Below are 14,727 nucleotides of genomic sequence, written 5' to 3' on the forward strand. Positions count from 1 at the left end.
GGCCGTTCACGCTGAGTTGCGTAGAAGTGGTCACGCTTTCTTGCCGTAACTAGTCGGCCGTCGAACTTCAGCTACCGCTTCGTTTGGCTGTCCGCTTGGTCGGCGGGCGGGGTAGTTCCAGGCGTCCAGCGCTGTGAAGGGCTAGGAGTAGCAAGCCGATGATGAGTGGGACGGCGAGGATGGTGACGGAACCACTGTCACCGACGTACCCGCGAAGCCTATTGAAGCTGAGCGCCCCGACGTACGGCACCAGGCTCAGCACGATCGTGAAGGCAGGACGCCAGTAGCGGGCGAGAGCCAGCCCGATCGCTACGAGCTCGAGGACGCCCGTTGCGTACCAGGCATAGAGGTTTCCGTTCCAGATCGATCGGCTGTAGAGCCACTCGGTGAAGTCGCTCGTCGAGGCGTAGCTGAGCGCACCGAGCAGCGCCCAGCCAACAGTCGCGGCTGCGGTGTGATGCGACCGGTGCGGCCGGCCTATCGCCGCAACGGCAGCACACATGCTGAGCAGGAACAGTGTCGCTCGATCGACGCTCCACACTCCGGACGGGGAGGCGAAGAAGTACGGCGACACCCCAGCGAGCAGCATCAGGATGAACAGCGTTGCCCTCCCGATCGCCCACCGCCCGGTCAGCGCCGCCAGGAGCGCGATGATCCAGAGCGCGGCGAACGCGAAGCCGGTGTCCCGGAACGGTCCGACCTGGACCATCAGTCCCGGAGTCGGGTTGCTGCGGATCCACGGAGACCAACTCGTGAAGACGAACTCGGCCAGGGCCAGGCCGGCCCCCATCGCGAGCGCGACGGTGCTCGCGGCGTTCCGAACCTCTGGAACGACGACACGGTCGAGGCGGGCCTCGAGCCCGTGCTCGGCGATCGCCCAGCGCTCCTTGAACGTTGGATGCGCACGGCTTTGACCGTCGGCGACGTCGAGGAGCGTTCCCAGGAAGGCTTCGCCGTGCGCCGCCCTCCAGGAGCGGGGATACCAGGCGAGGAGGCGACGGTACCGGTGCTCCATTGCGCTGGTCATGCTTCAACCGCCCGACCGGAGACCACGGCCGGTCGACGGAGGCCAGCTTCGAGAGCTCGTACCTTGAGCGCGAGGCGCTGGGTTTCGTCCTCCAAGCGCTGCGTTCCCGCTGAGGTAAGCGTGTAGTAGCGCCGGAGACGCCCCCCAACGACCTCGTCTCCGGCGCCTTCCACCAGACCGTCTGACTCGAGCCGTTCCAGTGTTTTGTAGAGCGTCGTCACTGCGAGCGTGACATTGCCCGCGGAAAGCTCGGCGACGGACTGAATGATCCCGTAACCGTGGGCCCGACCACGAGCGAGTGTGGTCAGGACCCAGAACGCCGGCTCCCGCAGTTCGGCTGTGCTCATACATCGAGCATATACCCGTATCGGGGGTATTACTAGGGCGAAAGCATCCAACTCGTGAACGGTCGTTCACGAGACGCGCGCTGGCCTTGGCGCGGAATCGGCGCGCCGCTGTCTCGTGATCCGTGTCCGTGATCTATGTACCGAACCCGGCGTTCGCGTTACAGTTCCCGCATGGCATCGGTCGGATACGCGCGAGTCTCGACGCGAGAGCAGCATGCCGAGGGGCAGACCGACGTCCTCGACGCCTCCGGCTGCGAGAAGGTGTTCGTCGACTACGCCTCCGGCACGCTCGCGACGAGGCCGGCGCTGACCGAAGCACTCGGCTACCTTCGCCGCGGTGACACGCTCGTGGTGACGAAGCTCGACCGCCTGGGACGGTCGGTGAAGAACTTGAAGCAGATCGCCGACGAGCTCCACGACCGCGGCGTCGGTCTCCGCGCGCTGTCGCAGGGCATCGACACCACGACACCGGGCGGGCGGTTGTTCTTCCACATGCTTGCCGCGATCGCGGAGTTCGAGCACGACCTCATCGTCGAACGCACCCACGACGGACTCGCCGCCGCCCGCGCCCGCGGACGCTCCGGCGGGCCGAAGTTCAAGATGACCGCGAACAAGATTCGGCAAGCCCGAGCGATGTACAACGCCGGCGGGCACACCGTCCAGGAGATCGCCGACACCTTCGGCGTCTCCCGCCCCACCATCTACCGGCACCTGCAGGGTGACGCCGCGGGAGCGACGTCACCGATGTAACGAGCGCAGCGTGGACGCGGAAGCACGGTGGCAGATCCTCCGATTGCACGTCGAGGATCGGGTCCCGCTCGCTGTCCTCGCCCGCGACAGTGGCGTCCCCGTCCGGACTCTCGCGAGTTGGTTGGCGCGCTACCGGAAAGCCGGGGCCGCGGGACTTGATACCGCCCGCCGCTCCGACAGTGGCCAGCGGACCACGCCTCCGGAACTGGTCCGACTCATCGAGGGGCTAGCACTGTCGAGGCCGCGACCATCCGTCGCGACGTTGCATCGGCTCGTGGCCCAGGGTGCAGCCGATGTGGGAACGATCGCACCGTCGTACTCAACGGTGCGACGAATCGTTCGCGGCCTTGACCCCGCGATGATCACGCTCGCCCTCGACGGGCCGACGTCGTACCGCGACAAGCACGAACTGGTGCTCCGGCGACGGGCAACCCGTCCGAACCAGGTGTGGCAAGCAGACCACACCATGCTCGACATCCTCATCCGAGGCGCCGACGACAAACCAGACCGGCCGTGGCTGACTGTCATCCTCGACGACTACTCCCGCGCCATCTGCGGCTACATGGTCTTCTCCGGCGCACCGTCTGCGATGAACACCGCACTCGCGCTCCGGCAAGCGATCTGGCCGAAACCTGACCCGTCATGGGCGATGTGCGGTGTTCCAGACGTGCTGCACGTCGACCACGGCAGCGACTTCATCAGCCACCACCTCGAGCACGCCACCCGCGATCTGCACGTCCGGATCATCCACTCCACAGTCGGCCGCCCACAGGGCCGAGGGAAGATCGAACGCTTCTTCGGCACCATCAACACGGAACTGCTCCCAACGCTGCCCGGGCACCTTGCCGCCGGTACCGAAGCCGTGCCGACGCTGCGGCTACCGGACCTCGACGACGCCGTCCGATCCTTCATCAGCAGCTACAACACCCGCACGCATCGAGAGGTTAAGACCAGCCCCCACGACGCGTGGATCGGTGACGGTTGGCTGCCCCGCCTACCTGACTCGCTCGAAGCTCTCGACGGACTGCTGCTGACCGTGCCGACCAGCCGAATCGTGCAACGCGACGGTGTGCACTTCCTCGGCCAGCGCTACCTCGCCCCCACCCTCGCCAGCTTCGTCGGTCACCCCGTAACCGTGCGCTACGACCCCCGCGACGTCTCCGAGATCCGCATCTTTGATCACGACACCTTCATCTGCGTCGCCGTCGACGAGGACCACCCCAACCTCCGCCCCTCCCTGCACGACATCGACACCGCACGACGGGCACGACGCCGGCAACTTCGTGCCGGCATCAACGAACGCATCCCACGGGCCCTACCCGCGCGTGACCCCGACCAGTCTGTGCCGCCCACCCCGCGGCCCAAACCGAAGCTCCGGACCTACGAAGAGGACCACCCATGACCGGCAAGTTCATCATCACGAAGGAACACCGCCGCTTCACCGAGTTCGCCAACGTCGTCCGCAAAGAACACACCATCGGGATCTGCTACGGCGACGCCGGCGTCGGCAAGACGATGTCTGGCCGCCGCTACGCCAACTGGGACACCATCGAACCCCACCTCGGCGGACACTTCGGCCCACGGGACATCGACGACAAGCTCGTCACCGCAGCCGGGCGTGCTCGGAGCGTGTTCTACACCCCGCCCGTCACCACCGGCACCCGCAACCTCACCAGCGAACTCAAGCGACTCGGCGACGACATCGACCTGCTCATCACCCAACATCTCGACGACTGGAAAACTCTCACACCCACCAGCCCCAGCCGCGTCGAGCTGATCATCATCGACGAGTCCGAACGCCTCTCCGCCACCGCGCTGGAGATGCTCCGCGACCTCCACGACCGCACCCGCGTCGCCGTCGTCCTCATCGGCATGCCGGGCCTTGACCAACGCTTCCGCCACTACCCGCAGCTCTTCAGCCGGCTCGGGTTCGCCCACAACTATCAACCCCTCACCACCGAGGAACTCATGTTCGTCCTCGACCGGCAGTGGAAACGCCTCGGCCACGAACTCGACCCAGACGACTTCACCGATCACCAAGCCGTTGCGGCCATCGCCCGCATCACACGTGGAAACTTCCGGCTCCTCGAACGCCTCTTCCCCCAGGTCGCTCGCGTCCTCAAGATCAACGAGCTCGACACCATCACCGACGACGTCATCGAAGCAGCAGCCAGCACACTCGTCATCGGATGATGCACAACAGCGTGACCAGAACCAGGCAACACAGCGTGAACGGTCACAGCAGGACCACAGACGTTCGCGTCGCGCAACGCGGCCGCAATTGGGTGTCTCGATAGCCGATCGGCTATCGGGACTGTTGAGCGCTGTCGAGGAATGCCGTGACGGCGGGCCCCGGGTGGCCGGTCCAGATCGCGCGCAGCGATCGGATCAGTGGCGGGCCGAGTAGCGGCACTCGGACGAGGGCACCGTCGGCGAGGTCTGTGTCGACGGTGCGGAGACTCATCACCGCCGGTGCGATGCCCGCTCGAGCGTTGGCGCGGATGATGCCCGTCGTCTCCAGCACCGCCGCCGGCGGAACCAGCGTCAGACCCGCGTCGTCGAGCCATGCCTCGACCGTGGCGCGGGTGCCGGACCCTTCCTCACGGAGTAGCAGCGGCGTCTCCGCGAGGTCATCCGCGGTGATGCCCGAAGCCCTCGCCCACGGATGGTGCGCAGCGATGACGACCACCAGTTCGTCCTCGTCGACCACCAGCGAGGACAGATCAGCCGGCGCAGCAGGAGTCTCCGTGAACCCGACGTCGGCAGCGCCGGAACGGACGAGGTCGGTCACGTCGGCGGAGTTCCCCGCGATCAACCGCACCGACGCATCCGGCGCGGCAGCCCGATGGGCGAGCAACCATCCAGGCAGCAGAAGTTCGGCGATCGTCTGCGACGCTGCGACCACGAGGGATCCAGCCGGTTCCCGCAGCGCGGCGACGCCTGCTTCGAGCCGCCGGGATGCCTCCAACACCGGGACGCCCAGACCGAGCACCACCCGGCCGGCGTCGGTCAGCGCGGTCCCGGACGCCGTCCGGTGCGCCAGCGGCTGACCGGTCGCCTGCTCCGCGGCACGCAAGCGCGCAGACACCGCCTGCTGCGTCACCCCCAACACCTCGGCCGCGCGGGTCAACGAACCGGTCTCCGCGACGCGGAGGAGGACCTCGAGGGTGTCGAGGTCCAGAGTCCGGTCCGTCAACCGCCGCAGTCCCACAAACCATCATTGTGCCCTGCCAACGAGTCCGCCGTTCCCGACCCACGGGGAACACACGCACGATGGGTTCATGTCCGCTCACCTCGCCCACGCACCCGCGACGTCCGAGCACGATGCGCGCGACCGGCGGCTGTTCCGGGAGCTGGAGCGGCCCGGTCTGATCGTGTCGAACCTGACCCCGAACTGGTTCGCGTCGATCATGGGCACCGGGATCGTCGCCGTCGCAGCTGCATCACTCCCACTGCAGTTCCCGGGGCTCCGCACCGCCGCAACAGTCGTCTGGGCGATCGCCGCGATCCTGCTCGTCGCCCTCACCATCGCGACGGTCCTGCACTGGGTCCGATACCGGAGCACCGCGGCAAAGCACCACCTGCACCCGGTGATCTCGCACTTCTACGGGGCACCGCCAATGGCGTTCCTCACCGTCGGCGCCGGCACGATCCTGCTCGGCAAGGACTGGATCGGCCTCCCCGCGGCCGTCACCGTCGACTGGGTCCTCTGGGCCATCGGCACGGTCGGCGGGCTGCTCACCGCAGTCCTCGTGCCGTACCTGGCGTTCACCCGTCACGAGAACAAGCCCGACTCCGCGTTCGGCGGGTGGCTGATGCCCATCGTCCCGCCCATGGTGTCCGCCTCCACCGGCGCACTCCTCCTGCCGTACGCCCCCGCCGGACAGGCGCGCGAGACACTGCTGTGGGCCTGCTACGGCTTCTTCGGCCTCAGCCTCATCACGTCGCTGGTTGTGATCACGCTGATCTGGAACCGACTCGCGCAGCACAGGGTCGGAGCCGCCGGCATGGTGCCGACCCTGTGGATCGTCCTCGGACCGGTCGGGCAGTCGATCACTGCGGTGAACCTCCTCGCCTCGAACGCGCACACCGTCGTTGACGCCTCGACCGCCCACGCGCTGCTGGTCGTGGCGCTGGTGTACGGGTTCGCGATGCTCGGCTTCGCGCTGCTGTGGACCGTCATCGCCCTCACCATCACCATCCGGACCGCCCGAGAACACCTGCCGTTCAGCCTGACCTGGTGGTCGTTCACGTTCCCCGTCGGCACCTGCGTCACCGGCCTCAACGGCCTCGCCCTGCACTCCGGACTCACCGTCGTCGCCGTCCTCGCAGTCGTCTACTACGCCGGCCTCGCCACCGCGTGGATCACCGTCGCCGTCCGCACCTTCCACGGCTCCGTCATCCGCGGCACACTCCTCGCACCACCCAAGACAGCCTGACGACCCTGGCGCGGATCAGCCTTGCGAGCAGCCATATGGCGCTACCAGGATCCATGACCGCGTCCCGGTAGCCGATCGGCTATCGGACGTTCAAGGAGCTGTGCCACTCCCCCGGAGCTGCTGGGACAACTGGTGTCCGTGTGATGATTCGCGATGACATGCACGATCTCGCTCGCGATCTGTTGCGCTTCTAGCGGAGGCGTCCGTACAGGTGACGTTCACCTGACTGCTCCGGTGCGGTGGATACCAGCATCCCTAGCTTTGGGCGCATCGGCACTGGGCCGATCGGTTAGGGGATTGAGATGTTCTTTGGCTCGAAGCAGCGAAGCGCTGCGATGGTTCTCGCGGCCTGTGCTGCGGGGCTCGCTCTAGCGTTCGGAGGGGCGACAGCGGCGACCGCAGACACAACGCCAGGTAACGATGCGGCCGCGTCGGTGGTTCTCACGCCGGGTAGCACGGACACGGTCGCGGCGGAGACTTGGAAGATTCCGATCCCGACTGACGGCACGACCGACCCGCGATTCGGGCAGTCCAAGGTGACGATCGGGGGTTGCGAGGGCAGTTTCACCGCCGTCACTGCCGTCCCGGCAGAGCACGAGTTTCAGTGGGGATCGCAGCTACGGTGCACGGAGAGCGTCGCTGCCCGAACCGGTATCGCGATCCAGTACTGCACCCGTGACGGCGGTCCGGAAGACTTCGACTGCGAGGATGTCGCGGCGAACGGTGGGGCGTACACCGCGGGCGCGTATCACGTCGCGCACACGTACGCGAAGTGCCGAGGTAGCGCACACTTCCGACCGGTTGCATGGAACCTCAAGGTCAAGAACCGTACTTACGGCAACGTGACGGGCAACGTCAACACCATCACCTGCAGTTAGAAGCACGTCACAGGAGCAGCGTCATGTCATCCAACGACACCGCCACGACGGTCGAAATGCGGTTCTGGCGGGACCAGCTGCTCAGCAACGCTGCTTTCTGGGATCGGGTGGAAGGTCACCCTGGGACCCTCTACCCGATTCCTGGAGCAGAGCCATCCGGTAGTGCACCTCGGGAAGGAACATGGACCGTCGCTCTTGACGGAAACCGCAACGTCATCGCCGCGACCAGCTCTGGGGATCGTGACGATTGGCACACCGTGCGCGTCGTCGGATCGGTCTTCGTCACCTCGTACGACTCGGAGACGATCGAGCTCGACGGGCACGAAGTATCCGCCGTGAGTACCTATCTGGACGTTCGGCCACTCCTCGCCGACATCGACGAGCCCACTTCCGTACAAGTGGGTGCAGATGAATTCACCACGGCGACATACACCAACCCGGAGGTGATGGCTACGTTGACTCGCGCTCTCGCCCTCGTGGAGGGGGGAGAACGCCTCGACATTGCATACCGCGCCGACGCAGGACTGGTGCACTGGGTTCATCGTTTTGCCGACGGGCGCCTGTGTGAAAGCGTCACCGTCAACCTCAATGGTGCAGGTTCTCAAGACGCAGCGTCGCCTTCGACATCGCCCACCTGAGGTACACCCCAACTAGACGTCAACATGAGCGGTCGACGCGCGTCCGACTAGGGTCCAATTCGGCCTTCTCTGACAGAGGCGTGCGAGGCTCATAGACTCTAACCTGACAGATGTGGGTTGGAGGCACCGTGTCGGGTCAGAGGGTCGGGTACGTGCGGGTGAGCACATTGGATCAGAGCACTGTGCGGCAGCTCGACGGCGTCGCGCTGGATCGGGTGTTCGAGGACAAGGCATCCGGGAAGGACGTCGACCGGCCGCAGCTCGACGCGATGATCGGGTTCGTCCGCGACGGGGACACCGTGCTGGTGCACTCCATGGACGGGACTGCTGCAGGTTTGGTTGACTCCTGACAGGTAGGGGCACTGGTTCCTGCTGGAAGGATGTGCGCCATGGTGAAGGCGTATCCGGAAGAGTTCCGCCGTGATGTGATCGCGGTCGCTCGGAAGGGTGAGGCGTCGGTGCGGCAGGTCGCGAAGGACTTCGGAGTGTCCGAGTCCTGCCTGGCCCGCTGGCTGCGCCTCGCGGACCGCGACGACGGCATCAGCGCTGCAGCGGCTCCGTCGGGGAGAGCGGTCGAGCAGGCGGAGCTGCGGGACGCGCAGAAACGGATCCGGTTGCTCGAGCAGGAGAACGAGATCCTCCGCCGGGCGGCGGCGTACTTCGCCCAGTCGCAGCTCCCAAAATGATCTACCCGCTGGTCCTCGAACTCGCCGCAGACCGGATCCCGGTCGCGGTGGCCTGCCGGGTGCTGGGATTCTCGAAGCAGGCGTTCTATCGGTGGCGTGCGAGCCCCGTGTCGAACCGCGACTGGGACGACGCGCACCTGACCAACGCTGCGATTGACGCGCACCGGGATGACCCGACGTTCGGGTACCGGTTCATCGCCGACGACCTCCAAGCGGCCGGCCACCGGGTTTCGGAACGGCGGGTGTGGCGGTTGTGCTCCCAGCAGCGGCTCTGGTCATTGCACGCGAAGAAACGCGGCCTGCACCGCAAGGCGGGACCACCAGTGCACGACGACCGGGTCCGACGGGCGTTCACGGCACCGGATCTGGACCGGTTGTGGTTGACGGACATCACGGAGCATCGGACCGGTGAGGGCAAGCTCTACCTCTGCGCGATCAAGGACGCGTGCTCGCGGCGCATCGTCGGCTACTCGATCAGTGACCGGATGCGTTCCTCGCTCGCCGTCGCGGCCCTGCAGATGGCAGTGCAGCGCCGGAACCCGGCCGGGACGGTCGTGCACTCGGACCGCGGCAGCCAGTTTCGTTCCAAGCGCTTCGTCCGTGCGATCGAGGACGCCGGGCTGCTTGGGTCGATGGGGCGGGTCGGGGCGTGCGCGGACAACGCGGCGATGGAATCCTTTTTCGCGCTCCTGCAGAAGAACGTCCTCAACCGGACACGATGGGCCACCCGGGAAGAGCTCCGGCTCGCGATCATCACCTGGATCGAAGCGACCTACCACCGGAAACGACGGCAACGAGGTCTCGGCAAGTTGACCCCGATCGAGTACGAGACGATCATCAACCCACAGGTCGCACTCGCGGCCTAAACGAATGAGTCAACCGAACCTGCAGCAGTCCCGACCGGCTCGCCCGGAACCTTGAAGACCTCCGCCGGGTCGTGCGCCGGCTGACGGAGAAGAAGGTTCGCGTCGAATTCGTCAAGGAGCAGCTGACCTTCACCGGTGAAGACAGCGCGATGGCGAACCTGCTGCTGAACATGATGGGTGCGTTTGCGGAGTTCGAACGCGAACTGATCCGCGAACGCCAACGCGAGGGCATCGCGTTGGCGAAGCAGCGTGGCGTGTATCGCGGCCGGGCGCGATCGCTTGGTGCGGTGCAGATCGCGGAGCTGATATACCGCGCCGGCACCGGAGTACCGAAGACGGTACTGGCAAAGGAGTACGGCGTCAGCCGAGAGACGGTGTACGCCTACCTCCGCGCAGCATCACCCGCGGGTGAGTGAGGCAAGAGAGCGTGATCAGAACCGCGCAGATCAGCGTGAGCAGTCACACCCTCGGCTTCTACCACGCGGTCTTCGGCGGCGAACTGAAGACGATGACCTTCGCCGAGGGCGGCATGGTCCAGGACCCGGCGGACGCCGACAAGGTCATGCACGGCCAGATCGAAACCGACGACCTGACGCTCATGGCGTCGGACTCGCCGTCGAGCATGCCCGCCCCGACCGTGAGCAACATCTCCGTCTCACTGAGCGGCGACGACGAGGCCCGGCTCACCGGCTACTGGGAGGGCCTGTCGGACGGTGCGACCGTCATCGAGCCGCTGACGAAGGCCCCGTGGGGCGACACCTTCGGGATGCTCACCGACCGCTTCGGGGTCACCTGGCTCGTCAACATCAGCGGCGTCCCCGCCTGACGCGCGCCGGTCCGCAGGCGGCACGGCAGACGGACGGGAGGCGCGGTGCCCGCTGGCACCGCGCCTCCCGTCCGTCGTCCAGTACCGACCGCCGGTCAGTGCTGGCCCTTGATCAGTGCTGTCCGTCGATCAGTCCTGCCCGTCGATCAGTGCTGCCCGTTGATCTGGCCGAGCCAGCGACCGAAGGTCGTCTGCGGCTCGTCGTGCAGCACGCGCAGCGTGGTGGTGGTCGGGTTCCAGCGGCGCTCGGTGTCGACGCCGTTCCCCTTGTGGAGGTCGAGGGTCATGATGTGCTCCTTCGCATGTCGGTGGGTGGTTCGACGCCGGAGGGGGCTCCGGCATTCCCGGTCAGGGGGTGACCATGCCGCCGTTGACGTTGAGGGTCTCGCCGACGACGTAGCTCGACTCCTGCGAGGCGAGGAACACGTAGGCGGGGGCGAGCTCGGCAGGCTGCGCGGCGCGGCCCATCGGTGACTCGCTGCTGCCGAACTCGGGCAGCGACTCGGGGTCGACACCACCGCTCGGCTGCAGGACGGTCCAGGTGGGCCCCGGAGCGACGACGTTCACGCGGATCCCGCGCTCCACGAGGAGCTGCGAGAGCCCCTTCGAGAAGTTGTTGATCGCGCCCTTCGACGCCGCGTAGTCGAGCCGGTCGGGCGCGGGCTTGTACGCCTCCATCGACGCGGTCGTCGTGATCGTCGACCCGGGCTCGAGGTGCGGCAGTGCGGCCTTGACGAGCCGGAACAACCCGAACACGTTGACGTCGAACGTCGCCTCGAACTGCTCGTCGGTGATGTCGAGCAGGTCCGGCTGCCAGCGCTGCTTGCCCGCGACGCTGACGACGGTGTCGATGCCGCCGAGCTCCGCGACCGCCCGCTCGACGAGCTGCCCGGCGTACGCCTTGTCCCGGAGGTCACCGGGCACCGTCACGGCACGACGACCGGCCGCCTCGACCTGCTCGACCACGTGGTCGGCGTCCGACTGCTCCTCGGGCAGGTATGCCAGGACGACGTCGGCGCCCTCGCGGGCGAAGGCGATCGCGACGGCCGCGCCGATGCCGGAGTCGCCGCCGGTGATCACCGCACGGCGACCCTCCAGGCGTCCAGTGCCCCGGTAGGAGTCCTCACCGAGGTCCGGCACGGGCGTCATCGCGGACTGCAGGCCCGGCTCGTCCTGGGTCTGCGGCTCCGGAGAGACGTCCGGGTAGCGCGTCCGCGGGTCGCCGAACGCGTACTGGTCGATCGGCCCGGTCACTCCGCGACCTCCAGCTCGACCTTGACCCAGCCCGGCTCGCGACGGTCGAAGGCCTCGTACGCCTCGATCGCCGAACCGACCGGCTCGTGCTCGGTGATGAGCGCCGTCGGGTCGAACTGCCCCGACGCCACGAGGTCGATGAGCGGCGGCGTCACCGAGTGGTGGTCGCAGTTGCCCATCCGGATCATCAGGTTCTTGTTCATCGCCTGCCCGATCGGGTAGCGCTCCGCCGTCGGGCCGTACACGCCGATGATGCCGATCCGGCCGTACTTCGCGACCGAGGCCACGGCCCACTGCGCGACCTGCGACGGACCGTCGCCGGGCTTCCACTGCTCGAGGTCGCCGAAGCCGTCCGGGGACGCGTCCGGCGCGACCTGCTGGACCTCGGCGTCGAACTGCGCGGCCTGCTCGTCGGACACCGCCGCCGGGCCGCGCTTCGGGCGCTCGGCGTCGACCCCGACGGCGTCGATCACGGCGTCCGCGCCGATGCCGTTGGTCAGGTCCATGATCGCCTGCACGGGGTCCTCGCGGTTGTAGTCGACCACTTCGCAGTGCTGCGCCAGGGCGGCCGCGAGCCGGGTCTCGTCCCCGTCGACGACGATCACGCGACCGGCGCCGAGCTTGTACGCCGACGCCGCGGCGAACTGCCCGACGATGCCGGCGCCGAAGACCACGACGACGTCCCCGCGGGTGACCCCGGCGAGCTCGGCGCCGAACCAGCCGGTCGGGAAGATGTCCGACAGCAGGATGGCCTGCTCGTCGCTGACGTTCTCGGGCAGCGGGTGCATGGTGTTCCGCGCGTACGGGACCCGGACGAACTCGGCCTGCAGACCGTTCACCGGGCCGGTCGACTGCGGGCCGCCGAAGAAGCTCGTGCCGGCCTGCGGACCGTTCGGGTTCGCGACGTCGCACTGGGCGGTCTTGCCCATCCGGCAGTACCGGCAGGCGCCGCAGGAGATCGTCGAGTTGATCACGACGCGGTCACCGGGGCTGAAGCCGCGCACCGCGTCGCCGACCTCGGTGACGACGCCGACGGCCTCGTGGCCGAGGATCGTGCCCTCCTCCATCGGGGCCATGGTCCCGCGGACGAAGTGCAGGTCCGTGCCGCAGATCGCACTCCGGGTGATCCGGACGATCGCGTCCTCCGGGTGCTGGATGGTGGGCTCGGGGACGTCGTCGAGTCGGATGTCGCCGATCCCGTGCCAGACCACTGCGCGCATGCTGCTCTCGCTTCCTTCTCGGTGATGGGTTCGGGGGACACACAACCCGTTCGGCCCTGGAAGCACCTGCAGCGGCGTCCGATGTGCGCACCGGATCGGGGGACAACCGCTCCTGCGTCGTCGCCCAGGCGGCGCGGGTTGCGTGACGGCCATGAGCGATGACCAGCACGACGAGCAGCAGACAAGGGACGACTTCGCCGACGCCGTCAACATGACCGCGTCGGAGCTGAAGCGGTGGCTCGACTCCGACGAGTCGAAGGAGGTCGGCCAGAAGCCCGCGAGCGGCGGCGAGTCGACTGGGCACGAGAGCGGCCGGCACATCGTCCGGATCCTCGAGAAGAAGCAGGCCGACTACACCGACGACGACTACGCCCACATGCGGAAGGTCGTCGGGTACGTCGCCCGACACGGCAAGCAGGAGCCGAAGGGCGACACGCACGACTCGAAGTGGCGGTACTCGCTCATGAACTGGGGCCACGACCCCGAGAAGTGACCGGACTGGGGCAGGATGGAGGCGTGAGCGACTCCGGCATGCCCCGTTTCCGCCGCATCTGGTCGACCATCCAGGTGGGCGTGCTCGCCGCCGCGGTCGTCTTCTGCGTCGTCATGCTCGTGATCGGCCAGGGCAAGCTCGACCGCGTCTACGCAGTCGCCGCCGTGTTCTTCGGCCTGGCCCTCGCGGGCCACAGCACCTATCTCTGGTTGCTGGCGCGCCAGCGTCGCTGACGCGACCACCCACCGGACACCAGGAAGGTGGCGGCGCCCGCCACGGGCCTGCTGTCCGGCGTCAGCCCAGCTGCCAGACGCGCACCCAGTCGACCAGCATCTGCTGCGGGAACCGCGTGGTCGCGTCCGGCGACCCGGGCCAGGTGCCACCGACGGCGACGTTGAGCACGACGAAGAACGGCTTGTCGAAGACCCACGGGTTCGTGCCCACGGCGGCCCGGGTGACGGTGCCGCGTTCGACGCCGTCCACCAGCCAGGTGATCGAGTCGGGGCGCCAGTCGACGCCGAAGACGTGGAAGTCGTCGGCGAAGGCGGCGCCGGTCGGGTTCGTGCACGCGGCGGACAGGCCGTTCGCGCCCGAGTACCCCGGGCCGTGCACCGTGGCGTGCACGATCGTCGGCTCGTACCCGACGTTCTCCATGACGTCGATCTCGCCGCACGCGGGCCAGCCGACCTGGCCGATGTCGGCCCCGAGCATCCAGAACGCGGGCCAGATGCCCTGCCCGCGGGGGATCTTGATGCGCGCCTCGACGCGGCCGTACTGCGCGGTGAAGGTGCCCTCGGTCTTCAGCCGGGCCGAGGTGAAGGTGCCGTCGGGCTCGCGGATCGCGGTGATCGCGAGCTGCCCGGAGCCGTTCAGGGCGCTGTTCCGGCGGGAATCGGTGTAGGTCTCGAGCTCCTGGTTGCCCCACCCGCCGGCGCCGGTGTCGAAGCGCCAGATGGCAGGGTTCGGGGCGCTGCCGGCGGGGCCGTCGAACTCGTCGGCGGCGAGCAGCTCGGTCGGGGTGGTCGTGCTCGTGGTGGCCGCGGTGCGGGTGGCTGCGTCGGCAGCGTCCGGTGCGGCGAGGGCTGCGGTCGCCGCGGCTGCGGTGGCGGCGGTCCCGGTCAGGCCGAGGGTGAGGAAGCGGCGCCGGTCGAGCGCGCGCGCAGCAGCGGGGGTCTGGTGCTGGGGCATCGCGGGGTCCCTGGGGTTCGGGCGGATCGGGTCGCTGGATCATCGCCCGGACGCGGACGGTACACCAGTCCGCACTTCGACGGACCCTCCTGCGGGGGACGGCCCGCCGCGTGCG

The 14,727-nt window shown here is 67.8% G+C and carries 18 protein-coding genes and 1 pseudogene; 12 read left to right on the forward strand and 7 right to left on the reverse strand.

Annotation, left to right across the window (positions count from 1 at the left end; genetic code table 11):
* Positions 1 to 67: 67 nt before the first annotated feature.
* Positions 68 to 1,027 (reverse strand): hypothetical protein, encoded by a 960-nt coding sequence (locus FB462_RS08150; RefSeq protein ID WP_114849227.1) that lies wholly within the window; start codon positions 1,025 to 1,027, stop codon positions 68 to 70.
* The gene (locus tag FB462_RS08155) at positions 1,024 to 1,374 is read right to left on the reverse strand and encodes a PadR family transcriptional regulator (RefSeq protein WP_114849226.1); all 351 of its coding nucleotides are present in this window, start codon (positions 1,372 to 1,374) and stop codon (positions 1,024 to 1,026) included. Before FB462_RS08155 ends, FB462_RS08150 begins: the two co-directional genes overlap by 4 nt.
* Positions 1,375 to 1,545: 171 nt before the next feature.
* On the opposite strand from FB462_RS08155, the gene FB462_RS08160 reads away from it, so the two are divergent.
* The 3 genes from FB462_RS08160 to FB462_RS08170 are packed head-to-tail and all read left to right on the forward strand — an operon-like array spanning position 1,546 to position 4,317.
* On the forward strand, positions 1,546 to 2,124 hold the full coding sequence (locus tag FB462_RS08160; protein WP_114849225.1) for a recombinase family protein: 579 nt from the start codon (positions 1,546 to 1,548) through the stop codon (positions 2,122 to 2,124).
* A 10-nt stretch (positions 2,125 to 2,134) separates the two neighbouring features.
* Positions 2,135 to 3,526 (forward strand): Mu transposase C-terminal domain-containing protein, encoded by a 1,392-nt coding sequence (locus tag FB462_RS08165; RefSeq protein ID WP_141861280.1) that lies wholly within the window; start codon positions 2,135 to 2,137, stop codon positions 3,524 to 3,526.
* Complete coding sequence (locus FB462_RS08170; RefSeq protein ID WP_141861282.1) at positions 3,523 to 4,317, forward strand: AAA family ATPase; 795 nt, start codon at positions 3,523 to 3,525, stop codon at positions 4,315 to 4,317. The genes FB462_RS08165 and FB462_RS08170 overlap by 4 nt, the downstream gene beginning before the upstream one ends.
* Positions 4,318 to 4,429: 112 nt before the next feature.
* On the opposite strand, the gene FB462_RS08175 is transcribed toward FB462_RS08170, so the two are convergent.
* A complete protein-coding gene (locus FB462_RS08175; protein ID WP_114849222.1) occupies positions 4,430 to 5,335 on the reverse strand; it encodes a LysR family transcriptional regulator in 906 nt (301 codons plus the stop codon).
* Positions 5,336 to 5,405: 70 nt separating this feature from the next.
* On the opposite strand from FB462_RS08175, the gene FB462_RS08180 reads away from it, so the two are divergent.
* The 7 genes and pseudogenes from FB462_RS08180 to FB462_RS08210 all read left to right on the forward strand — a co-directional run bounded on the left by FB462_RS08180 (position 5,406) and on the right by FB462_RS08210 (position 10,457).
* Positions 5,406 to 6,563, forward strand: coding sequence for a TDT family transporter (locus tag FB462_RS08180; RefSeq protein WP_114849221.1), 1,158 nt, complete (start codon positions 5,406 to 5,408; stop codon positions 6,561 to 6,563).
* 335 nt (positions 6,564 to 6,898) lie between these two features.
* On the forward strand, positions 6,899 to 7,441 hold the full coding sequence (locus tag FB462_RS08185) for a hypothetical protein (RefSeq protein ID WP_141861284.1): 543 nt from the start codon (positions 6,899 to 6,901) through the stop codon (positions 7,439 to 7,441).
* A 23-nt stretch (positions 7,442 to 7,464) separates the two neighbouring features.
* Entirely contained in the window at positions 7,465 to 8,079 is a 615-nt protein-coding gene (locus tag FB462_RS08190; RefSeq protein WP_141861286.1) for a hypothetical protein, read from the forward strand.
* Between the two features lie 110 nt (positions 8,080 to 8,189).
* On the forward strand, positions 8,190 to 8,429 hold the full coding sequence (locus FB462_RS08195; RefSeq protein ID WP_425277723.1) for a recombinase family protein: 240 nt from the start codon (positions 8,190 to 8,192) through the stop codon (positions 8,427 to 8,429).
* A 39-nt stretch (positions 8,430 to 8,468) separates the two neighbouring features.
* A protein-coding gene (locus FB462_RS08200) for an IS3 family transposase (RefSeq protein WP_114850488.1) occupies positions 8,469 to 9,631 on the forward strand; the annotation gives its coding sequence in 2 pieces (ribosomal slippage) (positions 8,469 to 8,748 and positions 8,748 to 9,631; 1,164 coding nt in all).
* Between the two features lie 26 nt (positions 9,632 to 9,657).
* Positions 9,658 to 10,047: pseudogene (locus FB462_RS08205) on the forward strand (recombinase family protein); the annotation flags it as partial.
* A 35-nt stretch (positions 10,048 to 10,082) separates the two neighbouring features.
* Positions 10,083 to 10,457, forward strand: coding sequence for a VOC family protein (locus tag FB462_RS08210; protein ID WP_280114174.1), 375 nt, complete (start codon positions 10,083 to 10,085; stop codon positions 10,455 to 10,457).
* A 146-nt stretch (positions 10,458 to 10,603) separates the two neighbouring features.
* On the opposite strand, the gene FB462_RS17320 is transcribed toward FB462_RS08210, so the two are convergent.
* The 3 genes from FB462_RS17320 to FB462_RS08220 form a co-directional block, all read right to left on the reverse strand.
* Entirely contained in the window at positions 10,604 to 10,744 is a 141-nt protein-coding gene (locus tag FB462_RS17320; protein WP_167510052.1) for a hypothetical protein, read from the reverse strand.
* Between the two features lie 61 nt (positions 10,745 to 10,805).
* Positions 10,806 to 11,711: an SDR family oxidoreductase gene (locus tag FB462_RS08215; protein WP_229666719.1), complete on the reverse strand. Its 906-nt coding sequence runs from the start codon at positions 11,709 to 11,711 to the stop codon at positions 10,806 to 10,808.
* Positions 11,708 to 12,931: a zinc-dependent alcohol dehydrogenase gene (locus tag FB462_RS08220; RefSeq protein WP_141861288.1), complete on the reverse strand. Its 1,224-nt coding sequence runs from the start codon at positions 12,929 to 12,931 to the stop codon at positions 11,708 to 11,710. The genes FB462_RS08215 and FB462_RS08220 overlap by 4 nt, the downstream gene beginning before the upstream one ends.
* 151 nt (positions 12,932 to 13,082) lie before the next feature.
* Here FB462_RS08220 and FB462_RS08225 point away from each other — a divergent pair, with 151 nt between their 5' ends.
* Positions 13,083 to 13,424 carry a DUF3140 domain-containing protein gene (locus tag FB462_RS08225; RefSeq protein ID WP_058743218.1) on the forward strand — a complete coding sequence of 114 codons (342 nt, stop codon included), beginning with the start codon at positions 13,083 to 13,085 and terminating at the stop codon, positions 13,422 to 13,424.
* Between the two features lie 23 nt (positions 13,425 to 13,447).
* Positions 13,448 to 13,657: a hypothetical protein gene (locus FB462_RS08230; protein ID WP_114850926.1), complete on the forward strand. Its 210-nt coding sequence runs from the start codon at positions 13,448 to 13,450 to the stop codon at positions 13,655 to 13,657.
* Positions 13,658 to 13,718: 61 nt separating this feature from the next.
* Here FB462_RS08230 and FB462_RS08235 read toward each other — a convergent pair whose 3' ends face one another.
* Positions 13,719 to 14,612, reverse strand: coding sequence for a glycoside hydrolase family 16 protein (locus FB462_RS08235; protein ID WP_141861290.1), 894 nt, complete (start codon positions 14,610 to 14,612; stop codon positions 13,719 to 13,721).
* Positions 14,613 to 14,727: the final 115 nt, after the last annotated feature.

The organism is Curtobacterium citreum, from assembly GCF_006715175.1.
Classification (GTDB): Bacteria; Actinomycetota; Actinomycetes; order Actinomycetales; family Microbacteriaceae; genus Curtobacterium; species Curtobacterium citreum.